The following is a 20135-nucleotide window of genomic DNA, read 5'->3' on the forward strand; positions in this document are numbered from 1 at the left end:
GGGCTCCTCTGGACGGTCCGTCAGCCACGCTGCGCGCGTCGGCTCAGGGCGCGTGGGCTCGACTTCTTCGACGACTTGCCGCGCCCGGAGAGGCTCGGATTCGTCATGAAATACTTGTGCGCATTGAACGGCTCCTCCCCTTCGGCAGGTTGGATCCGTTCGCTGGCACCAGACGCCAGTACACGCCAGCTTTGGCGGTTGTCGAGGAGATTGGCCAGCATGATCTGGTCCAGCACCTGCTGATGCACCGTTGGATTGGTGATCGGCAGGAGCGCCTCGACGCGGCGATCGAGATTCCGGCTCATCAGGTCGGCTGACGAGATGTAGACGACGGCCTTGGGGTGGGGCAGCCCGACACCGTTGCCGAAGCAGTAGATGCGTCCATGCTCCAGGAAGCGCCCGACGATCGATTTGACGCGGATCGTCTCCGACAGCCCCGGGATTCCTGGGCGCAGACAGCAGATGCCGCGCACCACGCAGTCGATCTGGACCCCCGCCTGGGAGGCGTCGTAGAGCGCATCGATGATCTGCTGGTCGACCAGCGAGTTGCATTTGATCCAGATCGCGGCTGGGCGTCCGGCCTTCGCATGGGCCACCTCCGCCTCGATGTTCTCCAAGAGGCGCGGTTTCAGGGTCAACGGCGAGACCGACATCCGCTCCAGCTCGGCGGGCTCGGCGTAGCCGGTGATGAAGTTGAAGATCCGGCTGACGTCCCGCGCCACGGCGGGATCGGCGGTGAAGAAGGACAGGTCGGTGTAAATGCGCGCGGTGATCGGATGGTAGTTGCCGGTGCCGACGTGGCAGTAGGTGACGAGGCGGTCGCCCTCGCGCCGGACCACCATCGACAGCTTGGCATGGGTTTTGAGCTCGATGAAGCCGAACACGACCTGCGCGCCGGCCTTCTCCAGGTTGCGCGCCCACCGGATGTTGGCCTCCTCGTCAAAGCGGGCCTTCAGCTCGACCAGCGCCGTCACCGACTTGCCGAGCTCGGCGGCCTCCGCCAGGGCCGCGACGATCGGCGAGTTCGAGGAGGTGCGGTAGAGCGTCTGCTTGATCGCCACCACGTTGGGGTCGCGGGCGGCCTGGGCGAGGAACTGCACCACCGCATCGAAGGATTCGTAGGGGTGGTGGACGATGAAGTCCTTCTGTCGGATCGCCGCGAAGACGTCGCCGCCGCTCTCGCGAATGCGCTCGGGGAAGCGGGGGTTGTAGGACTTGAACTTCAGGTCCGGCCGATCGATGCCGACGATCTGCGATAGCTCGTTGAGGGCGAGCATCCCCTCCACGAAGATCACCGCGTCGCTGCTGATCTCGAGCTCGTCGGCCACGAAGGCACGCAGGTCCTCGGGCATCCCGGCCTCGACCTCCAGCCGGATGACGACGCCGCGGCGGCGCTGCTTGAGGGCCGTCTCGAAATGCAGGACGAGATCCTCGGCCTCCTCCTCGATCTCGAGGTCCGAGTCGCGGATGACGCGGAACGCGCCCTGTCCGCGCAAGGCATAGCCGGGGAAGAGCCGCCCGGTGAACAGCACGATGACCTGCTCGATGGCGATGAAGCGGGCGGTCGCATCGTTCTCGGCATCCGGCAGGCGCACGAAGCGGTCGAGCACCGCTGGCAGACGGATCAGCGCGCGCAGGGTCCGGCCGTCGCGGGGGCGCACCAGCATCAGTGCGATGGTGGAGCCGAGATTCGGGATGAACGGGAACGGGTGCGCCGGATCGATGGCGAGCGGCGTCAGGACCGGAAAGACGTGGTTGAGGAAGTAGTCCTCCAGCCACGCCTTGTGATCCTGGGTCAGGCCCGCGGGCTCCATGAGCTCGATGCCGACGCCGAGGAGTTCACCGCGCAGCTCGCGCCAGCGCGCCTGCTGGTCGAGGGCGAGGCGAGAGACCTCGGTCCCCACCCGCGCCAGCTGCTCGGCCGGGGTCAGGCCGTCCTGCGAGGGCAGGACGAGACCGGCACGAACCTGGTCGTGCAGGCCAGCGACGCGCACCATGAAGAATTCGTCGAGGTTGTTGGCCGAGATTGAGAGGAACCGGACCTGCTCCAGAAGGGGGTGGTTGGCGTTCGAGGCCTCCTCCAGCACCCGGCGATTGAACTGGAGCCAGGACAGTTCGCGGTTGACGAAGCGCTCGGGCGAGTGGCGCAGGGCGAGCCCTGCCTCTCGCACGGAATCACGCGCCTCCACACCTGGGAGGCCCTCGGCGGGAGGGAGCGGCAGGTCTCCGGGAGGCGGCAGGTCGAGATCGGCATCGGGCAGGGCATTGGATACGGGCGCCTTGGCATCCGCGAGCGCGTCCCGGATCGTCTTCCCCGGCTGAGGTTTGGAGGCTACCGCTGCGGGCTGCCCGGTCCGCCGGGCGGCGGGCCGGGCAGCCCGCGTGCGGCCCTCGGTGACACGCGGGGTTCCGGCATCCGATGCGGTCGTGTCCGAGTCCATGTCCGCCAAGAGTTCGTCTCCTACAGGTCTTCGAGGGTCGGCGTCGTAGCATGGGCCGGGCCGGCGTTTGTGACGGTTGCATGACGATCTTCGGCCGTTGGTCGTGTAGCCAGGCCGCCGTCAGATCGGAGCATGATCCCCGGGATCCGTCTCGTCCTCGTCCTCCGGTTCTTCGGCCCCGAAGCCAAGGTGCTCCAGCACTGCCAGCGCCAGTGGCTTGGTGATGCGTCGACCCCGGCTGAGGGCATCCCGGTCCAGGGCGGTGACCACTTCTCGGGCGCGCCCGAGGGAGCGGTCGATCCGCAGGGCCAGAGCCTCCACGATGGCGAGATCCACCACCAGCTGCCGGTCGACGAACAGCTTGACGAGGACCGCGCGCAACAGGGCGTCGTCCGGGGGCAGGATGGTGGCGCCGGGGGCGAGGCGCAGGCGGGAACGCAGGTCCGCCGTCGTCAGGCCCAGCCCCTCCACCGAGGTGGCGGAAGTGACCAGCACCGGGCAGCCCCGTTCGCGCGCGAGGTTGAGGAGGTGGAACAGGGCCGCCTCGTCGCGGGGCGCGCTCCCGTCCGCTCCCACTCGGTCGATGTCCTCGATCACCAGGGCGCCGTTGGAGAGGAAGCGCGGCACCGTCGCAGCGGTGATCTCCGAAGCCTGGGCCGTCCAGGCGTGGGAGCGGGTCGCCCAGATCGAGGCGAGATGGCTCTTGCCGCTCCCCGGTGGTCCGGTGAGCAGGCACACCGTGTCGGGCCAGTTGGGCCAAGCCTCGACCAGCGTATAGGCGGCCTCGTTGGCCGGGCCCACGAGGAAGTCCTCGCGGCCGTAGCGCGGGTCGGCCGGCAGGTCGAAGGCCAGCTGCTTCGGGGGGACGGTGTCGCGGGTTGCCATTCAGGGTTCAGGCTTCGACAGGAGCGCGGGTGCGTCCGCGTAGTAAAGCGGACTCTGGAGGTAACGCTCCAGGACGAAGCGGACCAGCACGCCGATGGACGCCGCCACCGGAACGGCCAGCAACAGCCCGAGGAATCCGAACAGCGAGCCGAAGGCGAGGAGTGCGAACATCAGCCAGACCGGATGAAGACCCACCGATTCGCCCACGAGCTTGGGCGAGATGATGTTGCCTTCGAGGAACTGTCCCACCGCGAACACCCCGATGGTCAGGCCGATATGCAGCCAGTCGGAACCTGGCCAGAACTGCGCCAGGGCGACCCCGACCGAGAGCAGGAAGCCGGTCAGCGTCCCCACGTAGGGGATGAAGGTGAGGAAGCCGGCGATCAGGCCGATGAGGACGCCGAAGTTCAATCCGACGAAGAAGAGGCCGACGGCGTAGAAGGTGCCGAGGATGAGGCAGACCAGGGTCTGCCCGCGGACGAACCCCGTCACCGCCCCGTCGATCTCGCGCCCGAGGCGCCGGACCACCGGGCGATGCCGGGGAGGCACCCAGCCGTCGAGGGTCGCGATCATCCGGTCCCAATCGACGAGGAGGTAGAATGCCACCACGGGCGTGACGACGAGGAGCGACGCGATGGAAATCAGCGCTTGGCTGCCCGACCACAAGGATTTCAGGAAGGTCAGGAACCAGGTGCCGCCCTGTCCCACCAAGGTGCCGACCTGCGACTGCAGATCGGTGAGCACGTCGGCGCCTCCCACCCGTTGCAGCAGTGGGCCGGCCCGTTCGGCGAGGATGCCCTGCAGCCGTGAGACCATGCCGGGCAGAGTCGCCACGAGGGCGGAGACCTGATTGGCGGCGAGCGGCACCACGAGAAGCAGGGCCACCACGAGCCCGACGACGAAGACCGCGAGGATGAGGAGCGAGGCCGAGAGCCGCCCGAGCCCAAGGCGCTCGAGTCGGTCCGCGATCGGGTCGAGGAGGTAGGCCAACGCGAGGCCCGCCACGAAGGGCAGCATGACGTCGGCGAGCAGATAGAGCAGGAGGGCGACGCCCACGAGGGCCATCAGCCCGATCATCGCCCTGCCGCGCATCGGCCGTTCCCCGTCCCAATCGTCGTGTGCGCGACGTCGCCGTTCGCGGATCAACAGTGGGAACGGGAGGGGACGCGGTCAAGGCTGCAGGGCGCATGCCGACGTTTCACGTGCGCCGCTGTCGGAGCCTCGGCTGCGGACCTTGGTGCGAATCCCCGCGACCTGCGATGCGCTCGCTGCGAGGACGGACTCGCGAAGGCGCGCGGGAGCGGTTAGAGGTCGCGGAACACGGACCTTCGGAGAGCGGCGCGGATGACCGGCGAGCCCAGACACGGAATGACCTACGCGGACGCGGGCGTCGACATCGATGCTGGCAACGCCATGGTCGAGACGATCAAGCCGCTGGTGCGCGCCACGCGCCGGCCGGGGGCGGATGCCGAGATCGGCGGGTTCGGCGGCCTGTTCGATCTGAAGGCCGCAGGTTTCAAGGATCCGATCCTGGTGGCGGCCAATGACGGCGTCGGCACCAAGGTGAAGATTGCCATCGAGACGAACCGGCACGACACCATCGGCATCGATCTCGTGGCCATGTGCGTCAACGACATCATCGTACAGGGCGCCGAGCCGCTGTTTTTCCTCGACTATTTCGCTACCGCCAAGCTGGTGCCGGGAGTGGGCGCCGACATCGTGCGCGGCATCGCGGCCGGGTGCCGGCTCGCCGGCTGTGCGCTGATCGGTGGCGAGACTGCCGAGATGCCGGGCCTCTACGACGGCTCCGATTACGATCTGGCCGGCTTCAGCGTCGGGGCGGCCGAGCGCGGGACCCTGCTGCCGCGCGGCAACATCGTGCCCGGCGATGTCGTCCTGGGCCTGCCGTCCTCGGGCGTCCATTCCAACGGCTTTTCGCTGGTGCGCCGCATCGTCGAGAAGAGCGGCCTGTCCTACGACGATCCCGCGCCCTTCGAGCCTGCCCGGACCCTCGGCGAGGCCCTGCTGGAGCCAACCCAGATCTACGTCAAGCCGCTGCTGGCGGCCCTGCGCACCACCGATGGGATCAAGGCCCTCGCCCACATCACCGGCGGCGGTTTCCCTGACAACCTGCCCCGGGTGCTGCCCGACGGCGTCGGCATCAGCATCGACCTCGACGCGATCATCCCGCCCCCGGTCTTCGGCTGGCTGTCGGAGGTCGGCGGAGTCGCCGAATCCGAGATGCTGCGCACCTTCAACTGCGGCATCGGCATGGTCGTGGTGGTGGCGCCCGAGAGCGTGAGCGCCGTGTCGAAGGCCCTCGACCTGGGTGGTGCCTCCCCGGTCCGCCTCGGCCGCATCACCCCGCGTGGGGCCGAGCCCGTGACCTTCGAAGGCCGGCTCGCCTTCTGATGGCGGCCGCGCAGACATCATCGGTCGGAGGCAAGACCCGTGTCGCGATCCTCATTTCGGGGCGCGGCTCGAACATGGCTTCGCTGATCGCGGCGGCCGAGGCGCCGGATTATCCCGCCGAGATCCTGCTGGTGGCATCCAACCGGCCCGAAGCGCCCGGCCTGACCTACGCCGCTGAGCGTGGCATCCCGACCCGTGCCCTCGATCACCGGGCCTATTCGAGCCGGGAGGCCTTCGACGCCGCGCTGAACGTCGAATTGGAGGCGGCCGGTATCGACCTCGTGTGTCTCGCCGGATTCATGCGGATCTTCACCGCCGGGTTCGTCGAGACCTGGGCCGGCCGGATGATCAACATCCATCCCTCCCTGCTGCCGTTGTTCAAGGGCGTGCACACCCATGAACAGGCGCTCGCCGCCGGGGTGCGGCTGCATGGCTGCACCGTGCATTACGTCGTGCCCGAGCTCGATGCCGGCCCCATCATCGCACAGGGGGCCGTGCCGGTCCGGCCCGGCGACGATTCCGACGCCCTTGCCGCTCGCATCCTGGTGCAGGAGCACCGGCTCTATCCCCAAGCCTTGGCTCTCGTCGCGGGCGGAAAGGCCCGGCTCGATGGCGCGCGGGTGGTATTCTCGGAGGAGGTGCCGGAGGCGGAGGGGGCGCTGCTCAGCCTGTAGGCGGGCAGACGCCGCAGCCGCCTCACGCGTTCGGCAGATGCGTCGCCAGAGCTTCCAGCACCGCCATGCGAACGGCCACGCCCATCTCGACCTGCTCTCTGATGAGCGACTGCGCCCCGTCGGCGATTTCCGAAGAGATCTCGACGCCGCGGTTCATCGGGCCCGGATGCATCACGAGGGCGTCGGGTGCGGCCAGCCGCAGCTTGTCGGCATCGAGGCCGAAATAGCGGAAATACTCCTTCACGGAGGGCACGAAGGAGCCGTTCATGCGCTCGCGCTGCAGGCGCAGCATCATGACGATGTCGCAGCCCTCCAGGCCCTTGCGCATGTCGGTGAAGACCTCGACACCGAAGCGCTCGATGCCGGTGGGCAGCAGGGTCGAGGGTCCGATCACCCGGACCCGCGCACCGAGGGCCTGCAGCAGGATGAGGTTCGAGCGGGCCACGCGACTGTGCAGGACGTCGCCGCAGATCGCGACCCGCAAACCTTCGATCCGGCCCTTGTTGCGCCGGATCGTCAGCGCGTCGAGGAGCGCCTGCGTCGGGTGCTCGTGGGCACCGTCGCCGGCATTGACCACCGCACAGTCGACCTTGCGGGCCAGGAGGTGCACGGCGCCGGCCGCGTGATGGCGCACCACGATGATATCGGGCCGCATGGCGTTGAGGGTGGCGGCGGTGTCGATGAGGGTCTCACCCTTCTTCACCGAGGACGAGGCCACCGACATGTTCATCACGTCGGCTCCAAGGCGCTTGCCGGCGAGCTCGAAGGAACTCTGCGTCCGCGTCGAGGGCTCGAAGAACAGATTGATCTGGGTGCGGCCGCGCAGGGTGGTGCGCTTCTTCTCGACCTGACGCGAGAGGGCTACGGCGTCCTCCGCCCGGTCGAGGAGGATCTCGATGTCGGGTCGGGTGAGCCCCTCGATCCCGAGCAGGTGCCGGTGGGGGAAGCTGGGAGGGGCGGTTGTCATGGTGGGTCCAGGGCTATAGGCCGCCCCGCAGGGGCCGGCAAGCACGCTTGGAGCGCCCGCCGGGCTGGCGTCGTCAGACCCCGGGGGCCACCAGCGGCCGTAGGGATTCGGCCAGATCCGTCAGGCTCAGGCCGCCCTTCTGCAGGACCCGATCCGCACGCCCCGCGAGCCGCCTGCGGTCGTCGGCCGTGATGTCCTTGGCGGTGAGGACGACGACCGGGATATCGCGCCACTCGGCCTGCTCGCGCAGGGCTCTCAGAAAGCCGAAGCCGTCCATCTCCGGCATCATCAGGTCGAGGAGGATGAGGCAGGGCTTCTTGGCCGCGGTCGCCTCCAGGCCGGCCACGCCGTTCTCGGCCGAGGCGACGCGCCAGCCCTCGCGGGTCAGCATCGCGGAGAGGCGCTCGCGGGCATCCGGATCGTCATCGATGATCAGCACCGGGCCCTTGTGCTCGGAGGGCTTGAACCGCTCCATGGCCGACTTGAGCTGGCCCCACTCAATCGGCTTCTGCAGGTAGTCGGTGGCGCCCAGCGAGAAGGCGAGGTTCTGCTCGTCGAGCACCGTCACCATGATGATCGGGGTCGCGCCGAGTTCCGGGTCGGCCCGCAGGGTACGCAGCACCGACCAGCCATCCATGCGCGGCATCGTCACGTCGAGGAGGATCACCCGGGGCTTGAGCTCGCGGGCTCGCTCCACGCCCTCGCGCCCGTCACGGGCGGTGGCCACGGTGAAGCCGTCGCGTTCCAGGAAGCGCGCCAGGAGATCGCGCGTCGCGGCGTCGTCGTCGATGATCAGGACATGGCCGCCGGCGATCGGTCGTGCCTCGCCGGTCCGGTGCAGAGCGTCGTGGTCCTGATGAGCCGCCGCGATCGGGTTTGGAGGCACGTAGGTCGCCGGCACCGTCAGGGTGAAGGTCGTGCCGGCTCCCTCCTCGCTCTCCACCTCGATGCGGCCACCCAGCATCTCGGCGAAGGCGCGGGTTATGGCGAGGCCGAGGCCGGTGCCGCCGAACCGGCGGGTGGTCGAGGCGTCGGCTTGGGTGAAGCGCTGGAACAGCTTGGCCTGCTGCTCGGGGGTCATGCCGATACCGGTGTCCGTCACGCGGAAGGCGAGCCAGTCGGCCCCCTCGCGCGCCGTGCGGGTGACCCCCAGGGTGATGCGCCCGGCCTCGGTGAACTTCGCCGCATTGCTCAGGAGGTTGATGAGGCACTGGCGCAGCTTGGTTTGGTCGGTCTGCGCCTCGCCGAGGTCGTCCGCGATCTCGAGGGCCAGGCTGTTGCCCTTCTTGTCGACCAGCGATTCTACGGTGGCGGCGACGTCGCGCACGGTCTCGGCTACCGGGAAGGCCTCGGCATAGATCTCCATGCGCTCGGCCTCGATCTTCGAAAGGTCGAGGACATCGTTGATGAGGCCCAGCAGGTGGCGAGCGTTCGCCTCGATCTTGCGCATGTCGGCGAGGAGTCCCTCCTCGCCGAGATCCTCGATCTCCTCCTGCAGCATCTCGGAATAGCCGATCACCGCCGAGAGCGGGGTCCGCAACTCGTGGCTCATGTTGGCCAGGAACTGGCTCTTGGCGCGGTTGGCCTCCTCGGCCGCCTCCTTGGCGGCCTCCAGGGCGAGTTCCGCTTCCTTGCGGGCGGTGACGTCGGAATGGGTGCCGACCCATTCGCGGATGCTGCCGTTCTCTTCCAGGATCGGGACGGCACGGGCCGACATGATCCGCCACACCCCGTCCTGGCGGCGGACACGGTGCTCGATCTCGTAGGGCGCGAGGGTTTCCAGGGCCTGCAGCCAAGCCGCGTTGGTGCGTTCGCGGTCGTCGGGATGAATCGAGCCCAGCCATCCGGCTCCGGCGGCCTCCTGGGGCGTCTGACCGGTGAAGCGGGTCCATTCGGAGGGGGTCACCTCGAATCCGCCTTCCGGATTGGTCGTCCAGACGATGGCGGTGGTGGCCTCGGTGAGGGAGCGGAAGCGCTCCTCGCTGTGGCGCATGCGCTCCTCGGAGAGCTTGCGCAGGGTTTCGTCCGAGACCACGAGTCCGACGCCGTCGGCCTGGGCGCCGCCGGTGCGTGCGGAGCCGGTCCGTCCGCGCAGGGGATAGAAGCTCATCTGGAAGTGGCGCACCCCGCGTGGTGCGCTCGGGGTGGGCACTGCCACGTCGACGTTGGTGGTCACCAAGCCTTCGTCGCGGGCGGCTTTGAGCTTCGGGATGAGCTGCTCCTGCAGCGTCGGTACGTTCGCCCAGATCGGCGCACCGAGATCGGCGCCGAATCCGCGCTCATTCATGGTGGCGAGCGCCCGGTTCATGTTCTGAATCGTCAGGTCACGGTCGAGGAAGCCGAGGCCGACGGGTGCGTTGGCGAAGACGCCGTCGAGGAGGGCGGCGGTGCGCTGCTCGTCGCGACGGCGCACCAAGGCGAGGCGCCCGAGCAGCCCGACCGCACCCAGGGCCGAGGCGATCGACACCAGCAGCAGCACGAGTGAGAGCACCCGGTCCCGCTCCTCGCTGACGGCGAGGACAGCGGTAGCGTGGTTCTGGACACCCTTGGCGGCCCCCCGCACGCCGTCCATGGTGCGCTTGCCCTCCCCCAGGCGAGCCAGCGAGACCGCCGCGTCGTAGCCCCGGTTCCGGCGCAGGTCGATGACGTGGGCGGCGTAGTTCCGCTTCGCTTCCACGAAACGGCGCAGGTCGCGCATGTGTTCGGGCGCCTGGGCATCGGTCTGCTTCGTCAGGGTCTCGATGGTATCGAGCTGCCCGTCGATGGTGTTCTGGGCCGCCTGATAGGGCTCGAGGTAGGGTTCCTCACCGAACAGCACGTAGCCGCGCATGCCGGTCTCGAGCTCGACCATGTTCGACAGCAGGCGCTCGCTCTCGCTGAGGATCGCGTGCTGGCGCGCCGCTTCGGTGCGGCTGGCCTCGCCGGCCAGATAGTTTCCGATGCCGGCCGCCACCGCGATGCCGATGAGCACCAGGGCGAGGGGGGAACTCGGCAGGCCCGCGAGGATGCGGGGCTTGCGCCAACCACGATCGGGACGCTTCGGGTAGGCGCTGGTCATGCGATGCGGTTCACGGGGTTGACGCCCGGGCGGGCGGGAGGAAGGGCCGGCGTGGTCGCGGCGGCGATGGTGTTGTGCTCCAGCCCCACCACGACAGGATCGGAGGAACAGGATCACGGGTCCGACGCTCGCAAACGCGCCGGCGCCGTTTCCGTTCATCCCGGGGCTCGCCGCGCCCGGTGCGATGTCCGCTCAATCGGCACCTTCGTCCGGGATGGCGAGACGCGTGCCGCAGGCCTTGCAGTGAACCGCATCGCTGTCGTGGCGCTGCAGGCCGCAGGCCGGGCAGGGAAACCGTACCTTGGGGGGGCGGAACAGCACCTGGGCGAGACGCAGGAACAGCGTCACGCCGAAGATCATGACGACGACCGAGATCAGGCGTCCGGTCGGGCCCGGCAGGGTGATGTCGCCATAGCCGGTGGTCGTCAGCGAGGTCACGGTAAAATAGAGCGCGTCGATGGCGTTGCCGATCGCCGGGTTGCTGCCGTGCTGCGTGGCGTAGACGATCCCGGTCATCACGAAGACGAAGACCGCGAGATTGGTGGCGGCCAGGATCGCGTCCTCGTTGGCGCGAAAGACGGTGCTGTCGGCGCGGAGGCGATCGAGGAGCTGGTAGGTGCGCAGGAGGCGCAGGGTCCGCAGGATGCGTAGGAAGCCGACCCCCTCCCCCACCACCGGCGCGAGGAACGATACCACCGCGGCGATGTCCGCCCAGGTGGAAAGGTGCAGGAATTCCTGCGCCCGGTTCCGGCTGATGGCGAGGCGCGCCAGGAAGTCGAGGAGGACGACGAGGCCGAGGACGACGTCGATTCCCTCGATCCAGGGCGCGCGCGGCAGGAACGAGGTCACCACGACGTAGGCGACGGTGGTCACGTCCAACACGAGGAGGCCGTAGCGGAAGCGATGCGCCCCGTCGGTATTTCCTTCGTAGAGTCCGGCGAGGCGCGCGGTGAGTGAGGTCATGGCGGCAGAACGGCCGATCGGGGTTGGTCGATCAGCGCCGCAGCCGATTGCCGAGAACGAAGCCGAACAGGCCCATCAGGATGATGCCGGCCGCGCCCTCGATGCCCACAAGCAGGTTGGTGACGCGGCCGACCGGCTTCACGCCGATCTCGGGGGGATTGGCGGTCATCATGTTCAGGGCGCTGTAGCTCACGAGATCGAGGGGATTGTAGGTCGCCCGCCCGTCGCCCCCCTCCGGGATCAGGCCACCGGTCAAACCGTAGAGAACCGCGAAGACGAAGATCAGGATGACGAAGGCGCGGGCGATGCGCGACAGGCTCTCGCCGTAGTCGCAGAGCCACTCCACGAAGCGGTCGGCAACCCATTGATAGCCGTGGCGGGCGAGGTCCGGGCCCACGCGCTTCTCCCAGGCCGCCCGTGCCTGGGCGCCCGCGTGAAACCGGCCCATCCGGCGGCCCCGCTTGTAGGCCCAGCTCGCCGCATCCTGGCTGCCGATGCTCTTGAAGTTCTGTTCCAGGGCGAGGTAGCTCGCCTGCGCGGCGACGTAGTCCCGGGCGATCTCTTCGCCCACCGCGCCGCCGAGCTGGTCCACCCGCATCCGGGTGCCGTTGAGCCAGGCCCCGGCGAAGCGCGCATGGCGCAGGTCGCAGGTGGAAAGATTGAGCCGCACCAGGCTGGTCTCGGACAGGTCGGCCCCGGACAGGTCGGCCCCGTCGAGCTTCACCCCGGTGAGATTGGCCCCTCGCAGGCGTGACCCGCTGAGCTGGGTCTTCTTGAGGCTGGCGCCCTCGAAATCCGCGTAGGTCAGGTTGACGCCCACGAGCTTGACCTCGTCCAGGCGTGCACCGCGGAAATGCGTGTAGTCGGCATCTGCACCAGTGAAGTCGGCCCCCCAGAGGTCTGCGCCGTCGAAATTGGCGCCGTCGAGGAGCGCCCGGCGGAGCTTGGCGAATCGCATCGCAGCGCCCCCGAAATGCGCATCCTCCAGCATGGCGTCGTCGAAATTGGCTTCGCCGCCGGCAATGCCGGTGAAGCGGGCGCCGCTGAGATCGGCACCGGCGAAATTCGCCTCCTCCACCGTGGCGCCGGCGAAGCCCGCGGAGCGTCCGAGGGCCCCGGCGAGATTGGCCCCCGCGAGGTTGGCGCCGGTGAGATCCGTGTCCTCAAGGTGCGCGTCGCTGAGATCGGCACCGGCGAGGGCGAAGCCGGCCTGCTTCGGGTCCCACCAGGCCGGTGGTTGCGGGGTCTCGCCAAGCCGGGCCGCCAGGGCTTCCCGCCCTAGGGGCAAGCCGCCGAGGTCGCGGGCTTCGCCACCGGAAAAGCCGATGAAGGCTGCGGATTCGAGGCGGGCGAGGAGCGCGTCGACCCGTGCGCGCGCTGCGGCAGTCTCCTCGGCGTCAGGCTCCATGACCGACCTCCCGGTGGGCCATGCGGGCACCATTCCGGCCCTGGGACGTTTCGCAACGCTCGGCCACGGCGTGCCGGCGACGGCACGGGAGGTGAAGTGTGGCGGGGACATGGATGGCACTGGGCATGAAGGCCTTCGGCGTGCTCCTCGTGGCGGCGACGCTCCTGCCGTTCGTTCCGAGCAATTCCGGCTTCATCCGCACCTTCGATTTTCCGCGACTGCAGATTGCGGCCCTGATCGTGCCGGTGATCCTGGGCCTGCTTCTCGTTGCCCGCGATCCCCCGGGGCTGATGCTCGCCGTGGGCCTCGTGGCAGCCCTAGCCTACCAAGTGGCTTGCATCTACCCGTTCACGCGTCTGTCCTCGCCGCAGGCCGTGGCCGCGGAGGCCGGCGCCTGCCGCTCCGACGCCGGCGTGTCGATCATGATCGCCAATGTGCTCGAGTCCAACCGTGCCTACGCACCGATCCTCGATCTCATCGCCGCTCAGGACCCCGACCTGCTGCTGCTGGTCGAGACCGACGCAGCCTGGGCGCAGGCGCTCGAACCCCTGCGGGCCCGCTATCCTCACGTGCTGGCCCAGCCGCAGGGCAACACCTACGGGCTGATGTTCTATTCGAAGCTCCCCCTCACCGACCCGCAGGTGCGCTTCCTCCTGGAGGACGACGTCCCCTCCGTCCGCGCCGGCGTGACCCTGCGTTCCGGCGAGACCTTCACGTTCTTCGGCGTGCATCCGCGCCCGCCCCACCCGGGCCAGAGCAGCGCCGCACGCGACGCCGAGCTCGTCCTGGTGGCCCGCGAGGTGAAGGCGGAGGGGCGTCCCGCCGTTGTGGCGGGGGATCTCAACGACGTCGCCTGGTCCAAGACCAACGACCTCTTCCAGCGGATCAGCGGGCTCCTCGATCCGCGCATCGGGCGCGGTCTCTATCCGACCTTCAACGCGAAGTGGCCGCTGCTGCGCTGGCCCCTCGATCATATCTTCTTCAGCGCCGACTTCCTGCTTGGCCGGATCGAGCGCCTGCCCCATATCCAGTCCGACCATTTCCCGATCCTCATCAGCCTGTGCCGCAGCGATCGAGCTCCGGACCTGCAGGAGGCACCGGAGGCTACGGTGGACGATCACGCGGACGCTCGAGAAGCCCTGGAGGCCGCGCCCTGATGTTCGGCGCCGCCTGTAGGCTCAATGCTGGGCGACACCCGCCGCCATGTTGATCGCCAGCGCCAGGACGCTTGTGTTGAAGACATAGGCATAGATCGTCTGCACCGTGGCGACCCGGCGCATCGCCTTGCTGGTGATGTCGGTGTCCGAGGTCTGGGACGTCGCCCCGATCGTCGCGGAAAAGTAGAAGAAGTCCCAGAAGTCTGGGTTCTCGTCGCCGTTGAAGTCGAGGCCGCCGCGGGACGTGTCGGCATCGGCGCCGTAGTAGAGGTGCGCGTAGTGCACCGTGAACACGACCTGCACGAAGAGCCAGGCACAGATCATCGTGGCGGCCGCGAGGGCCAGGTGAGTCAGGCGATAGGCTTCGCTGCCGTTTCCTCCGAGAACCAGCATGGCCACGGCGCCGAAGCTCGCCGCCGCCGCCAGGATCGCGAAGAGCGTGACCGTGAAGGCGCTGTCATCGAGGCGCGAGGCCTCGGCCCGCAGGGAATCCCGTGACTGGCGTGCGGCCTTGCCGACGATGAGCCCGCAATAGACGAGAACCCCGAGACACCAACCGATCGGAAGCCGGACCGACAGGTCGGCGAAGGGCAGGATCAGGGCGAGCACTAGGGTGAGCCCGACGCTGACGAGGAGGCGCGGCCGGAGCCAGAAGGCCTGGATGGGATTGAGCATGCGCCGCCTCGCAGAAGTGAGCTCCGTCCCCGCTCCTGCGCCCACGCGCGCCCTATCCGCAAGCCTTGTCGCAGCGTGGTCCACCGCCCCGAACGCGCCGGGCGATCCAGGGCCGCAACGGCAGAAAGAGGCGGTAGGCGAGCTCGCCCAGACCGAGCACGCCCGGTAGGCGGGCGAGCCACGCGAGGAAGCGCCAGCGCGGCAGCACGGCCCAGAGCGCGACGAATCCGGCGGCCCCCGAGACCAGGGCACCATCGGGGCGCCGAACGTGGAAGCGCGCCCGGGCCGCACCCCGCGTGAGGCCGGGTCCGAGTTCCGCAGGGCCTTCGGCCCCGACATCGACCCAGGCGATGCGCTCGGCCCCCTCGGAGCGCCGGTACAGCCGGATTTCCGCGGCACAGAGAGGACAGGCGCCGTCGTAATAGACGGTCAGCGCGGGGCGCGCGGTCTGGGAGGTGGACATAGACGAGACATAGGGCACGGCCTGCAACGAAACACGGCCGCGAAGGACTTCGCGGCCGTGTCGGATTCACTCAGGCACCTTTGCAGGCGCGCTTGCGAGGCCTTCAGCGGCGTGCGAGCGCCTTCAGGGCGTTGCGGCCGGCATAGAGCGCCTGCGAGCCGAGGCCCTCCTCGATGCGGATCAGCTGGTTGTACTTGGCCAACCGATCCGAGCGGGCGAGCGAGCCGGTCTTGATCTGTCCGCAATTCGTCGCGACCGCGAGGTCGGCGATGGTCGAGTCCTCGGTCTCGCCGGAGCGGTGGGACATCACGGCGGTGTAGCCGGCGCGCTGGGCCATATCGACGGCCGCCAGCGTCTCGGTGAGCGACCCGATCTGGTTGACCTTCACCAGGATCGAGTTGCCGGTCTGCTCGGCGATGCCCCGCGAGAGGCGGGTGACGTTGGTCACGAACAGGTCGTCGCCCACGAGCTGGCAACGGTCGCCGACCCGGTCGGTGAGCAGCTTCCAGCCCTCCCAGTCGTCCTCGGACATGCCGTCCTCGATCGACAGGATCGGATAGGCATCCACGAGGCCGGCGAGGTAGGCGACCTGTGCCTCGATATCGCGGGTCTGCCCCTCGCCCTCATAGTGGTAGGCACCGTCCTTGAAGAATTCCGTCGCGGCGCAGTCCAGGGCCAGGACCATGTCGGTACCGGGCTTGAAGCCGGCGGCCTGGATCGACTGCATCACGAAGTCGAGGGCGGCCTCGGCCGAAGGCAGGTTCGGGGCAAAGCCGCCCTCGTCACCCACGTTGGTGTTGTGGCCGGCCTTCTTCAGGGCGCCCTTCAGAGTGTGGAACACCTCGGCGCCCATGCGAACGGCCTCGGCGAGCGACGATGCGCCCACCGGCATGATCATGAATTCCTGGAAGTCGATCGGATTGTCGGCATGCGCGCCACCGTTGATGATGTTCATCATCGGTACGGGCAGCACCCGACCCTGCGTTCCGCCGATGTAGCGATAAAGCGGCAGTCCGGCCGTCTCGGCAGCAGCCTTGGCGACGGCCAGCGAGACGCCGAGGATCGCGTTGGCGCCGAGGCGGCTCTTGTTCGGGGTGCCGTCGAGCTCGATCATCGCTTCGTCGATGGCGATCTGGTCCTCGGCATCCATGCCGCCGATGGCGTCAAGGATGTCGGACTGCACGGCGTTGACCGCCTTGCGCACGCCCTTGCCGCCGTAGCGGCCCTTGTCGCCGTCGCGCAGCTCCATCGCCTCGTGCGCGCCGGTGGAGGCGCCTGACGGCACGGCTGCGCGGCCGAAGGATCCGTCTTCGAGCAGCACGTCGACCTCGATGGTCGGGTTGCCTCGGCTGTCGAGGATCTCACGGGCGGCGATGTTGGTGATCGCGGTCATGCAGGCGCCTTCCGGACGTTTCGGCTTGTCGAGGCCTCAATCACGTGAGGCCGGGCCCCTCCCGGACGCCGCCATTTGGCCGCATCGGGGATGGGGTGATCCCGCCGAGGCTTATCCGCCAACGCTTCGCGTCCGGCAAGCGCCCTCGGTAACCCGCTGCCTTCGGGCCACAGAATCTGCCGCGTCCCGTCTGGACCGGATCGCGTCAGCGGTCTCCGGCGCCCGACAGAAGCAACTCGATCTGGGCCATCCCGTTCTCGCGCGCCTTGGCTTCGGTGGGATGATTGCGGTCGGATCGCTGAATCAGCTTCCCCTTCCGGCGAATCGCCCACTGGTATGGACTGCCCGGCGCCTTGGGCGGCTGGATCTCCAGGGTGTAGGGGTAGGTAGCCGTGTTTTCGTCGCTCATACGTTCCATATGGCACGCGGACCCCGCGCCTGCCACTCGTCGGTGACACATGACTGGCGAAATGATTGGATTTCGTCATAAGGCCTGACGCCTGCGACGTGGTCCGCTCCTCGTCTTCGGAAGATTTTGCCCATGACGCCACCGCCTTCAGGCGCCGAGAGCCTGCAACTTGGACAGATGACGCCCCCGCCGGGCAGCCCGGACGAGGCTCGACTCGACCGGGTGCCGAACCCACATCCGACCACCGACTATCTGGCCCGCTTCACCGTGCCGGAATTCACCTCCCTGTGCCCGGTCACCGGCCAGCCGGATTTCGCCATCCTGGTGATCGACTACGTACCGGATCAGTGGCTGGTCGAATCGAAGTCGCTGAAGCTCTATCTGACGGCCTTCCGCAATCACGGAGCCTTCCACGAGGATTGCACGGTGGGTATCGGCCTGCGCCTCACCGAGTTGCTGGCGCCCCGCTACCTGCGCATCGGCGGCTTCTGGTACCCACGCGGCGGTATTCCCATCGACGTGTTCTGGCAGACGGGCGAGCCGCCGAAGTCCGTCTGGCTTCCGGATCCCGGCGTGCCACCCTACCGGGCCCGCTGAGAACCGTTCCCTTGAGAGCGGCCTCGGCTCAGGCCGCCATCGTCCGCGTCTCGCTGCAAGGCCAGGCTGCCTGTGCGGCCAGACGCAGGCGCAAGGCGCTGCCGATCCGGCAGCGCGCAGCCTCGACGATCGGACCGTCGAACGCCACCGGACGGCAGCGACCGAACAGCGGACTGGCGGTCCCGTCGACGTCCCTCCACCAGCCCTGCCTGGTGTCGCTGCCGAACCAGGCGCGCGCGCCGCTCTCGAAGTACGATTCGGCCGGCAGGCCTTCCGCCAACAGGATGTCGTGCCGGTCGAGCTCCACATGCCAGTAGGTCACCCGGTCCACAGCCTCCCGGCAGATCGCGATACCATCGATGAGGTTCATGATCGGCACCAGCACGCCGCCCGCGTTCGCCGCATCGGCGCCGATCAGCACCGGGTGTCCGGGCGACAGGCGCAGGTCTCGGGCCGGGACGGCCTGACCGCAGGCATCCGTGCCGAACGCTCCGGCCAGGATGCGTACGGGCCATTGCGTCGCAGGCACGGGATACGTGTCGGGCAGGACGTCTCGTCGGCCGATCCAGCGGATCGAACGGCGGCCGCCCGTGGCAGTCACCGCCACATCGGTCAGGCGCAGATCCTCGATCGACACCTCGCCGACGACGCCGTCCCGGACAACCGCGAGGCGCGTTCCGGTGGTGAAGCAGACGGGATCGACGAAAAAGATGTTATCGATGTTCGTCAGCGTATCGACGGCGCCGGTGGTCTTGTCGGTGACGATGGCACTTGTGGCGCTGGTCCGGTCGATCGTGAAGTTCGCGCTGGAGCCCGTGATCACGAAGGCGTTGTTGCCGCCGCCGCCGTCGATCACGTTGCTGTTGTTGTTGCCATAGATGACGTCGTCTCCGGCACCGGTGACGGCCTTGTCGATCCGCGTGCCGAACGAAATGCTGATGTTGTTGGTGACGGCACTGTTGGCACTGGCAGTGCTGAAGGTGCCGGGATTGAGGTTGATCCGAGTGTCCGTGCTGAAGACGGAGACATCGAGGGTGTTATTGGTGCCACGGTTGTACAAGTTGACGAAGGGGGTACTGTTCTTGGTAAAATCAAAATAGTCCCGCGAAGCGCCAGTGATGTTCGTATTGAAGCCGTAGGTCTGTCCACCGGCGAAGGTGCTGGTCTTCGACTCACCGTAGTAGCGCTGGCTGGCCAGAACATCGATCGCCATCGGCGTCTGGGCCCACCCGCCTTGCCAATCTGCGTTGACGGGAGCTTGCGACGCGAAGGTAGCGTTCGGATCACCCGTTCCGATGTAGGACATCAAGGTCCACAGATTCTGGTCGTATGGTCCCCGCTGCCCTTCGAAGGTGCCGCCATTGTAGTATCCGCCATGGCCCAGACCGAGGACGTGACCGATCTCGTGGGCGGTGTCGCTCATGATCTTGGAGCGACCGAGCTCGAAGCTGCCCCATATGTTGTCCGGCGCCTCGAGGGCGATGCTCGCTTGGCCGCCCCGAGCGAGAGGCGACGTCTGCGAAGGAATATCCCCGCTGCCGATCGGCGTCTTACCGTTGTTTGGTATGAAAGTCGCTGCGCCGCCCTCTCCAAATGTCGTAAACAGGAGATTCGCGGACTTGGCATCAGGGACATATTCGAACTTGATATCCGCAATATCAGACCAGAGCGACAGGGCGGCCGTATAGGCAGGCTGCGCAGCGACCGGCAGACCGGCGCTGAAGGAATAGGTAACCGTTCCGCCCGGTGTCCCGGCTTGGCTCGTGGTGGCGAGAGGAGCGCCTTTACTGTCGTTGTACCACTTGTTCATCCAGACATCGGTCGTGCTGAAATCTTTGTAGTTCCAAGTGTAGTAGGTATCGCCTCCGATCCGCCCATTCTCGTCGAGGCCCGACAGGAAAGTGACCTCGTCGCGCTGTCCCGCGTTTAGGTCCGTCAAGATGGCCATTCCACATTCCTCGCAACCGTGGGGATCGGACGCGAACCCCCTTGCGAAGCTTGTGGGACGAGGCGCAAAAATCGATATGCCCGCGAGCGCGCGAAGCGGAGCGGTTCGCAGTTCCGGGGGGGTCCAAACGCAAGCAGGGGCGGCCAACTTTCGTTAGCCGCCCCTGCTTGCGTTTGCGTATCGGTCTTCGGTGTCAGACGATGAAGAGCTTAGTAGCCATAACCGTAAGCGGGAGCGCCGTAGCCATAGGCAGGACGCGCATAACCGTCGCGATAATAGGAATCCCGCGCGGCGCCCGCAGCGATTGCGCCCGCCGCGAGACCGGCAATGCCGAGACCGACGGCCGCGCCGGTTCCGATCCCACGACGACGACCGCCATACGCGTAGCCGCGACCATAGCCGCGATGGCCGTAGGCATGGCCATGACCGTAGCCCCCATGACCGTAACCATGGCCACGCGGCCCGGCCTCGGCGGAGGTGGCAGCAGCGAGACCGCCGAGCGAAAGGGTAAGGGCAGAAATCAGAGCGAGCTTGCGCATGGTATCCTACAGCATTCGAGAACGAATTGGATATTCCAACGTCAGGATGTCCCGATCGTTCCCGTCCGCTTTCCCAGATGAACAAAGCGCAACATGGTTCATCGTCCTTGGTGAATCGCTTCAGCCGTCCGGAGTTGTCGAGCCCG

At 67.7% G+C, this 20135-nt stretch carries 17 protein-coding genes; 4 read left to right on the plus strand and 13 right to left on the minus strand.

What is annotated here, in order from left to right:
- Positions 1-20: 20 nt before the first annotated feature.
- The 3 genes from ASG51_RS17580 to ASG51_RS17590 all read right to left on the minus strand — a co-directional run bounded on the left by ASG51_RS17580 (position 21) and on the right by ASG51_RS17590 (position 4418).
- Positions 21-2441 carry an RNA degradosome polyphosphate kinase gene (locus ASG51_RS17580; RefSeq protein ID WP_082514089.1) on the minus strand — a complete coding sequence of 807 codons (2421 nt, stop codon included), beginning with the start codon at positions 2439-2441 and terminating at the stop codon, positions 21-23.
- Positions 2442-2561: 120 nt separating this feature from the next.
- On the minus strand, positions 2562-3326 hold the full coding sequence (locus ASG51_RS17585) for a hypothetical protein (protein WP_056382179.1): 765 nt from the start codon (positions 3324-3326) through the stop codon (positions 2562-2564).
- Positions 3327-4418: an AI-2E family transporter gene (locus tag ASG51_RS17590; protein WP_056382180.1), complete on the minus strand. Its 1092-nt coding sequence runs from the start codon at positions 4416-4418 to the stop codon at positions 3327-3329. It lies immediately after the preceding gene.
- 252 nt (positions 4419-4670) lie between these two features.
- On the opposite strand from ASG51_RS17590, the gene purM reads away from it, so the two are divergent.
- On the plus strand, positions 4671-5738 hold the full coding sequence (purM, locus tag ASG51_RS17595) for a phosphoribosylformylglycinamidine cyclo-ligase (protein ID WP_056272042.1): 1068 nt from the start codon (positions 4671-4673) through the stop codon (positions 5736-5738).
- Positions 5738-6412, plus strand: coding sequence for a phosphoribosylglycinamide formyltransferase (purN, locus tag ASG51_RS17600; RefSeq protein ID WP_056382183.1), 675 nt, complete (start codon positions 5738-5740; stop codon positions 6410-6412). Before purM ends, purN begins: the two co-directional genes overlap by 1 nt.
- Before the next feature lie 22 nt (positions 6413-6434).
- Here purN and ASG51_RS17605 read toward each other — a convergent pair whose 3' ends face one another.
- The 4 genes from ASG51_RS17605 to ASG51_RS17620 all read right to left on the minus strand — a co-directional run bounded on the left by ASG51_RS17605 (position 6435) and on the right by ASG51_RS17620 (position 12808).
- Positions 6435-7379, minus strand: a complete 945-nt coding sequence (locus ASG51_RS17605; protein WP_056382186.1) for an aspartate carbamoyltransferase catalytic subunit — start codon at positions 7377-7379, stop codon at positions 6435-6437.
- Positions 7380-7452: 73 nt separating this feature from the next.
- Positions 7453-10437, minus strand: coding sequence for a response regulator (locus tag ASG51_RS17610; protein ID WP_056382187.1), 2985 nt, complete (start codon positions 10435-10437; stop codon positions 7453-7455).
- A 192-nt stretch (positions 10438-10629) separates the two neighbouring features.
- Positions 10630-11400 carry a potassium channel family protein gene (locus ASG51_RS17615; protein ID WP_056213524.1) on the minus strand — a complete coding sequence of 257 codons (771 nt, stop codon included), beginning with the start codon at positions 11398-11400 and terminating at the stop codon, positions 10630-10632.
- A gap of 31 nt (positions 11401-11431) precedes the next feature.
- On the minus strand, positions 11432-12808 hold the full coding sequence (locus ASG51_RS17620) for a pentapeptide repeat-containing protein (RefSeq protein WP_056213522.1): 1377 nt from the start codon (positions 12806-12808) through the stop codon (positions 11432-11434).
- A 113-nt stretch (positions 12809-12921) separates the two neighbouring features.
- Between ASG51_RS17620 and ASG51_RS17625 the strand changes: the two genes are divergently transcribed.
- On the plus strand, positions 12922-13965 hold the full coding sequence (locus tag ASG51_RS17625) for an endonuclease/exonuclease/phosphatase family protein (RefSeq protein WP_056382189.1): 1044 nt from the start codon (positions 12922-12924) through the stop codon (positions 13963-13965).
- A gap of 21 nt (positions 13966-13986) precedes the next feature.
- On the opposite strand, the gene ASG51_RS17630 is transcribed toward ASG51_RS17625, so the two are convergent.
- From ASG51_RS17630 to ASG51_RS17645, 4 genes are all read right to left on the minus strand, one after another.
- Positions 13987-14640 (minus strand): DUF1345 domain-containing protein, encoded by a 654-nt coding sequence (locus tag ASG51_RS17630; RefSeq protein WP_056272056.1) that lies wholly within the window; start codon positions 14638-14640, stop codon positions 13987-13989.
- A 52-nt stretch (positions 14641-14692) separates the two neighbouring features.
- Complete coding sequence (locus ASG51_RS17635; RefSeq protein ID WP_056382364.1) at positions 14693-15103, minus strand: DUF393 domain-containing protein; 411 nt, start codon at positions 15101-15103, stop codon at positions 14693-14695.
- A gap of 103 nt (positions 15104-15206) precedes the next feature.
- Positions 15207-16496 carry a phosphopyruvate hydratase gene (gene eno / locus ASG51_RS17640; protein WP_055951092.1) on the minus strand — a complete coding sequence of 430 codons (1290 nt, stop codon included), beginning with the start codon at positions 16494-16496 and terminating at the stop codon, positions 15207-15209.
- Between the two features lie 205 nt (positions 16497-16701).
- Complete coding sequence (locus tag ASG51_RS17645; protein ID WP_056183260.1) at positions 16702-16905, minus strand: hypothetical protein; 204 nt, start codon at positions 16903-16905, stop codon at positions 16702-16704.
- Between the two features lie 132 nt (positions 16906-17037).
- On the opposite strand from ASG51_RS17645, the gene queF reads away from it, so the two are divergent.
- The gene (gene queF, locus ASG51_RS17650; RefSeq protein ID WP_056213513.1) at positions 17038-17502 is read left to right on the plus strand and encodes a preQ(1) synthase; all 465 of its coding nucleotides are present in this window, start codon (positions 17038-17040) and stop codon (positions 17500-17502) included.
- 28 nt (positions 17503-17530) lie between these two features.
- Here queF and ASG51_RS17655 read toward each other — a convergent pair whose 3' ends face one another.
- Positions 17531-19450, minus strand: coding sequence for a Hint domain-containing protein (locus ASG51_RS17655; RefSeq protein WP_244480184.1), 1920 nt, complete (start codon positions 19448-19450; stop codon positions 17531-17533).
- A 209-nt stretch (positions 19451-19659) separates the two neighbouring features.
- Entirely contained in the window at positions 19660-19989 is a 330-nt protein-coding gene (locus ASG51_RS17660; protein WP_082487217.1) for a hypothetical protein, read from the minus strand.
- Between the last annotated feature and the right edge of the window lie 146 nt (positions 19990-20135).

The organism is Methylobacterium sp. Leaf465, assembly GCF_001424705.1.
Taxonomy (GTDB): Bacteria; Pseudomonadota; Alphaproteobacteria; order Rhizobiales; family Beijerinckiaceae; genus Methylobacterium.

Coding starts and splice junctions, on each gene's coding strand:
- ASG51_RS17580 (WP_082514089.1), bottom strand. CDS start 2,441: ATGGACTCGGACACGACCGCATCGGATGCCGGAACCCCGCGTGTCACC.
- ASG51_RS17585 (WP_056382179.1), bottom strand. CDS start 3,326: ATGGCAACCCGCGACACCGTCCCCCCGAAGCAGCTGGCCTTCGACCTG.
- ASG51_RS17590 (WP_056382180.1), bottom strand. CDS start 4,418: ATGCGCGGCAGGGCGATGATCGGGCTGATGGCCCTCGTGGGCGTCGCC.
- purM (WP_056272042.1), top strand. CDS start 4,671: ATGACCGGCGAGCCCAGACACGGAATGACCTACGCGGACGCGGGCGTC.
- purN (WP_056382183.1), top strand. CDS start 5,738: ATGGCGGCCGCGCAGACATCATCGGTCGGAGGCAAGACCCGTGTCGCG.
- ASG51_RS17605 (WP_056382186.1), bottom strand. CDS start 7,379: ATGACAACCGCCCCTCCCAGCTTCCCCCACCGGCACCTGCTCGGGATC.
- ASG51_RS17610 (WP_056382187.1), bottom strand. CDS start 10,437: ATGACCAGCGCCTACCCGAAGCGTCCCGATCGTGGTTGGCGCAAGCCC.
- ASG51_RS17615 (WP_056213524.1), bottom strand. CDS start 11,400: ATGACCTCACTCACCGCGCGCCTCGCCGGACTCTACGAAGGAAATACC.
- ASG51_RS17620 (WP_056213522.1), bottom strand. CDS start 12,808: ATGGAGCCTGACGCCGAGGAGACTGCCGCAGCGCGCGCACGGGTCGAC.
- ASG51_RS17625 (WP_056382189.1), top strand. CDS start 12,922: ATGGCACTGGGCATGAAGGCCTTCGGCGTGCTCCTCGTGGCGGCGACG.
- ASG51_RS17630 (WP_056272056.1), bottom strand. CDS start 14,640: ATGCTCAATCCCATCCAGGCCTTCTGGCTCCGGCCGCGCCTCCTCGTC.
- ASG51_RS17635 (WP_056382364.1), bottom strand. CDS start 15,103: ATGTCCACCTCCCAGACCGCGCGCCCCGCGCTGACCGTCTATTACGAC.
- eno (WP_055951092.1), bottom strand. CDS start 16,496: ATGACCGCGATCACCAACATCGCCGCCCGTGAGATCCTCGACAGCCGA.
- ASG51_RS17645 (WP_056183260.1), bottom strand. CDS start 16,905: ATGAGCGACGAAAACACGGCTACCTACCCCTACACCCTGGAGATCCAG.
- queF (WP_056213513.1), top strand. CDS start 17,038: ATGACGCCACCGCCTTCAGGCGCCGAGAGCCTGCAACTTGGACAGATG.
- ASG51_RS17655 (WP_244480184.1), bottom strand. CDS start 19,450: ATGGCCATCTTGACGGACCTAAACGCGGGACAGCGCGACGAGGTCACT.
- ASG51_RS17660 (WP_082487217.1), bottom strand. CDS start 19,989: ATGCGCAAGCTCGCTCTGATTTCTGCCCTTACCCTTTCGCTCGGCGGT.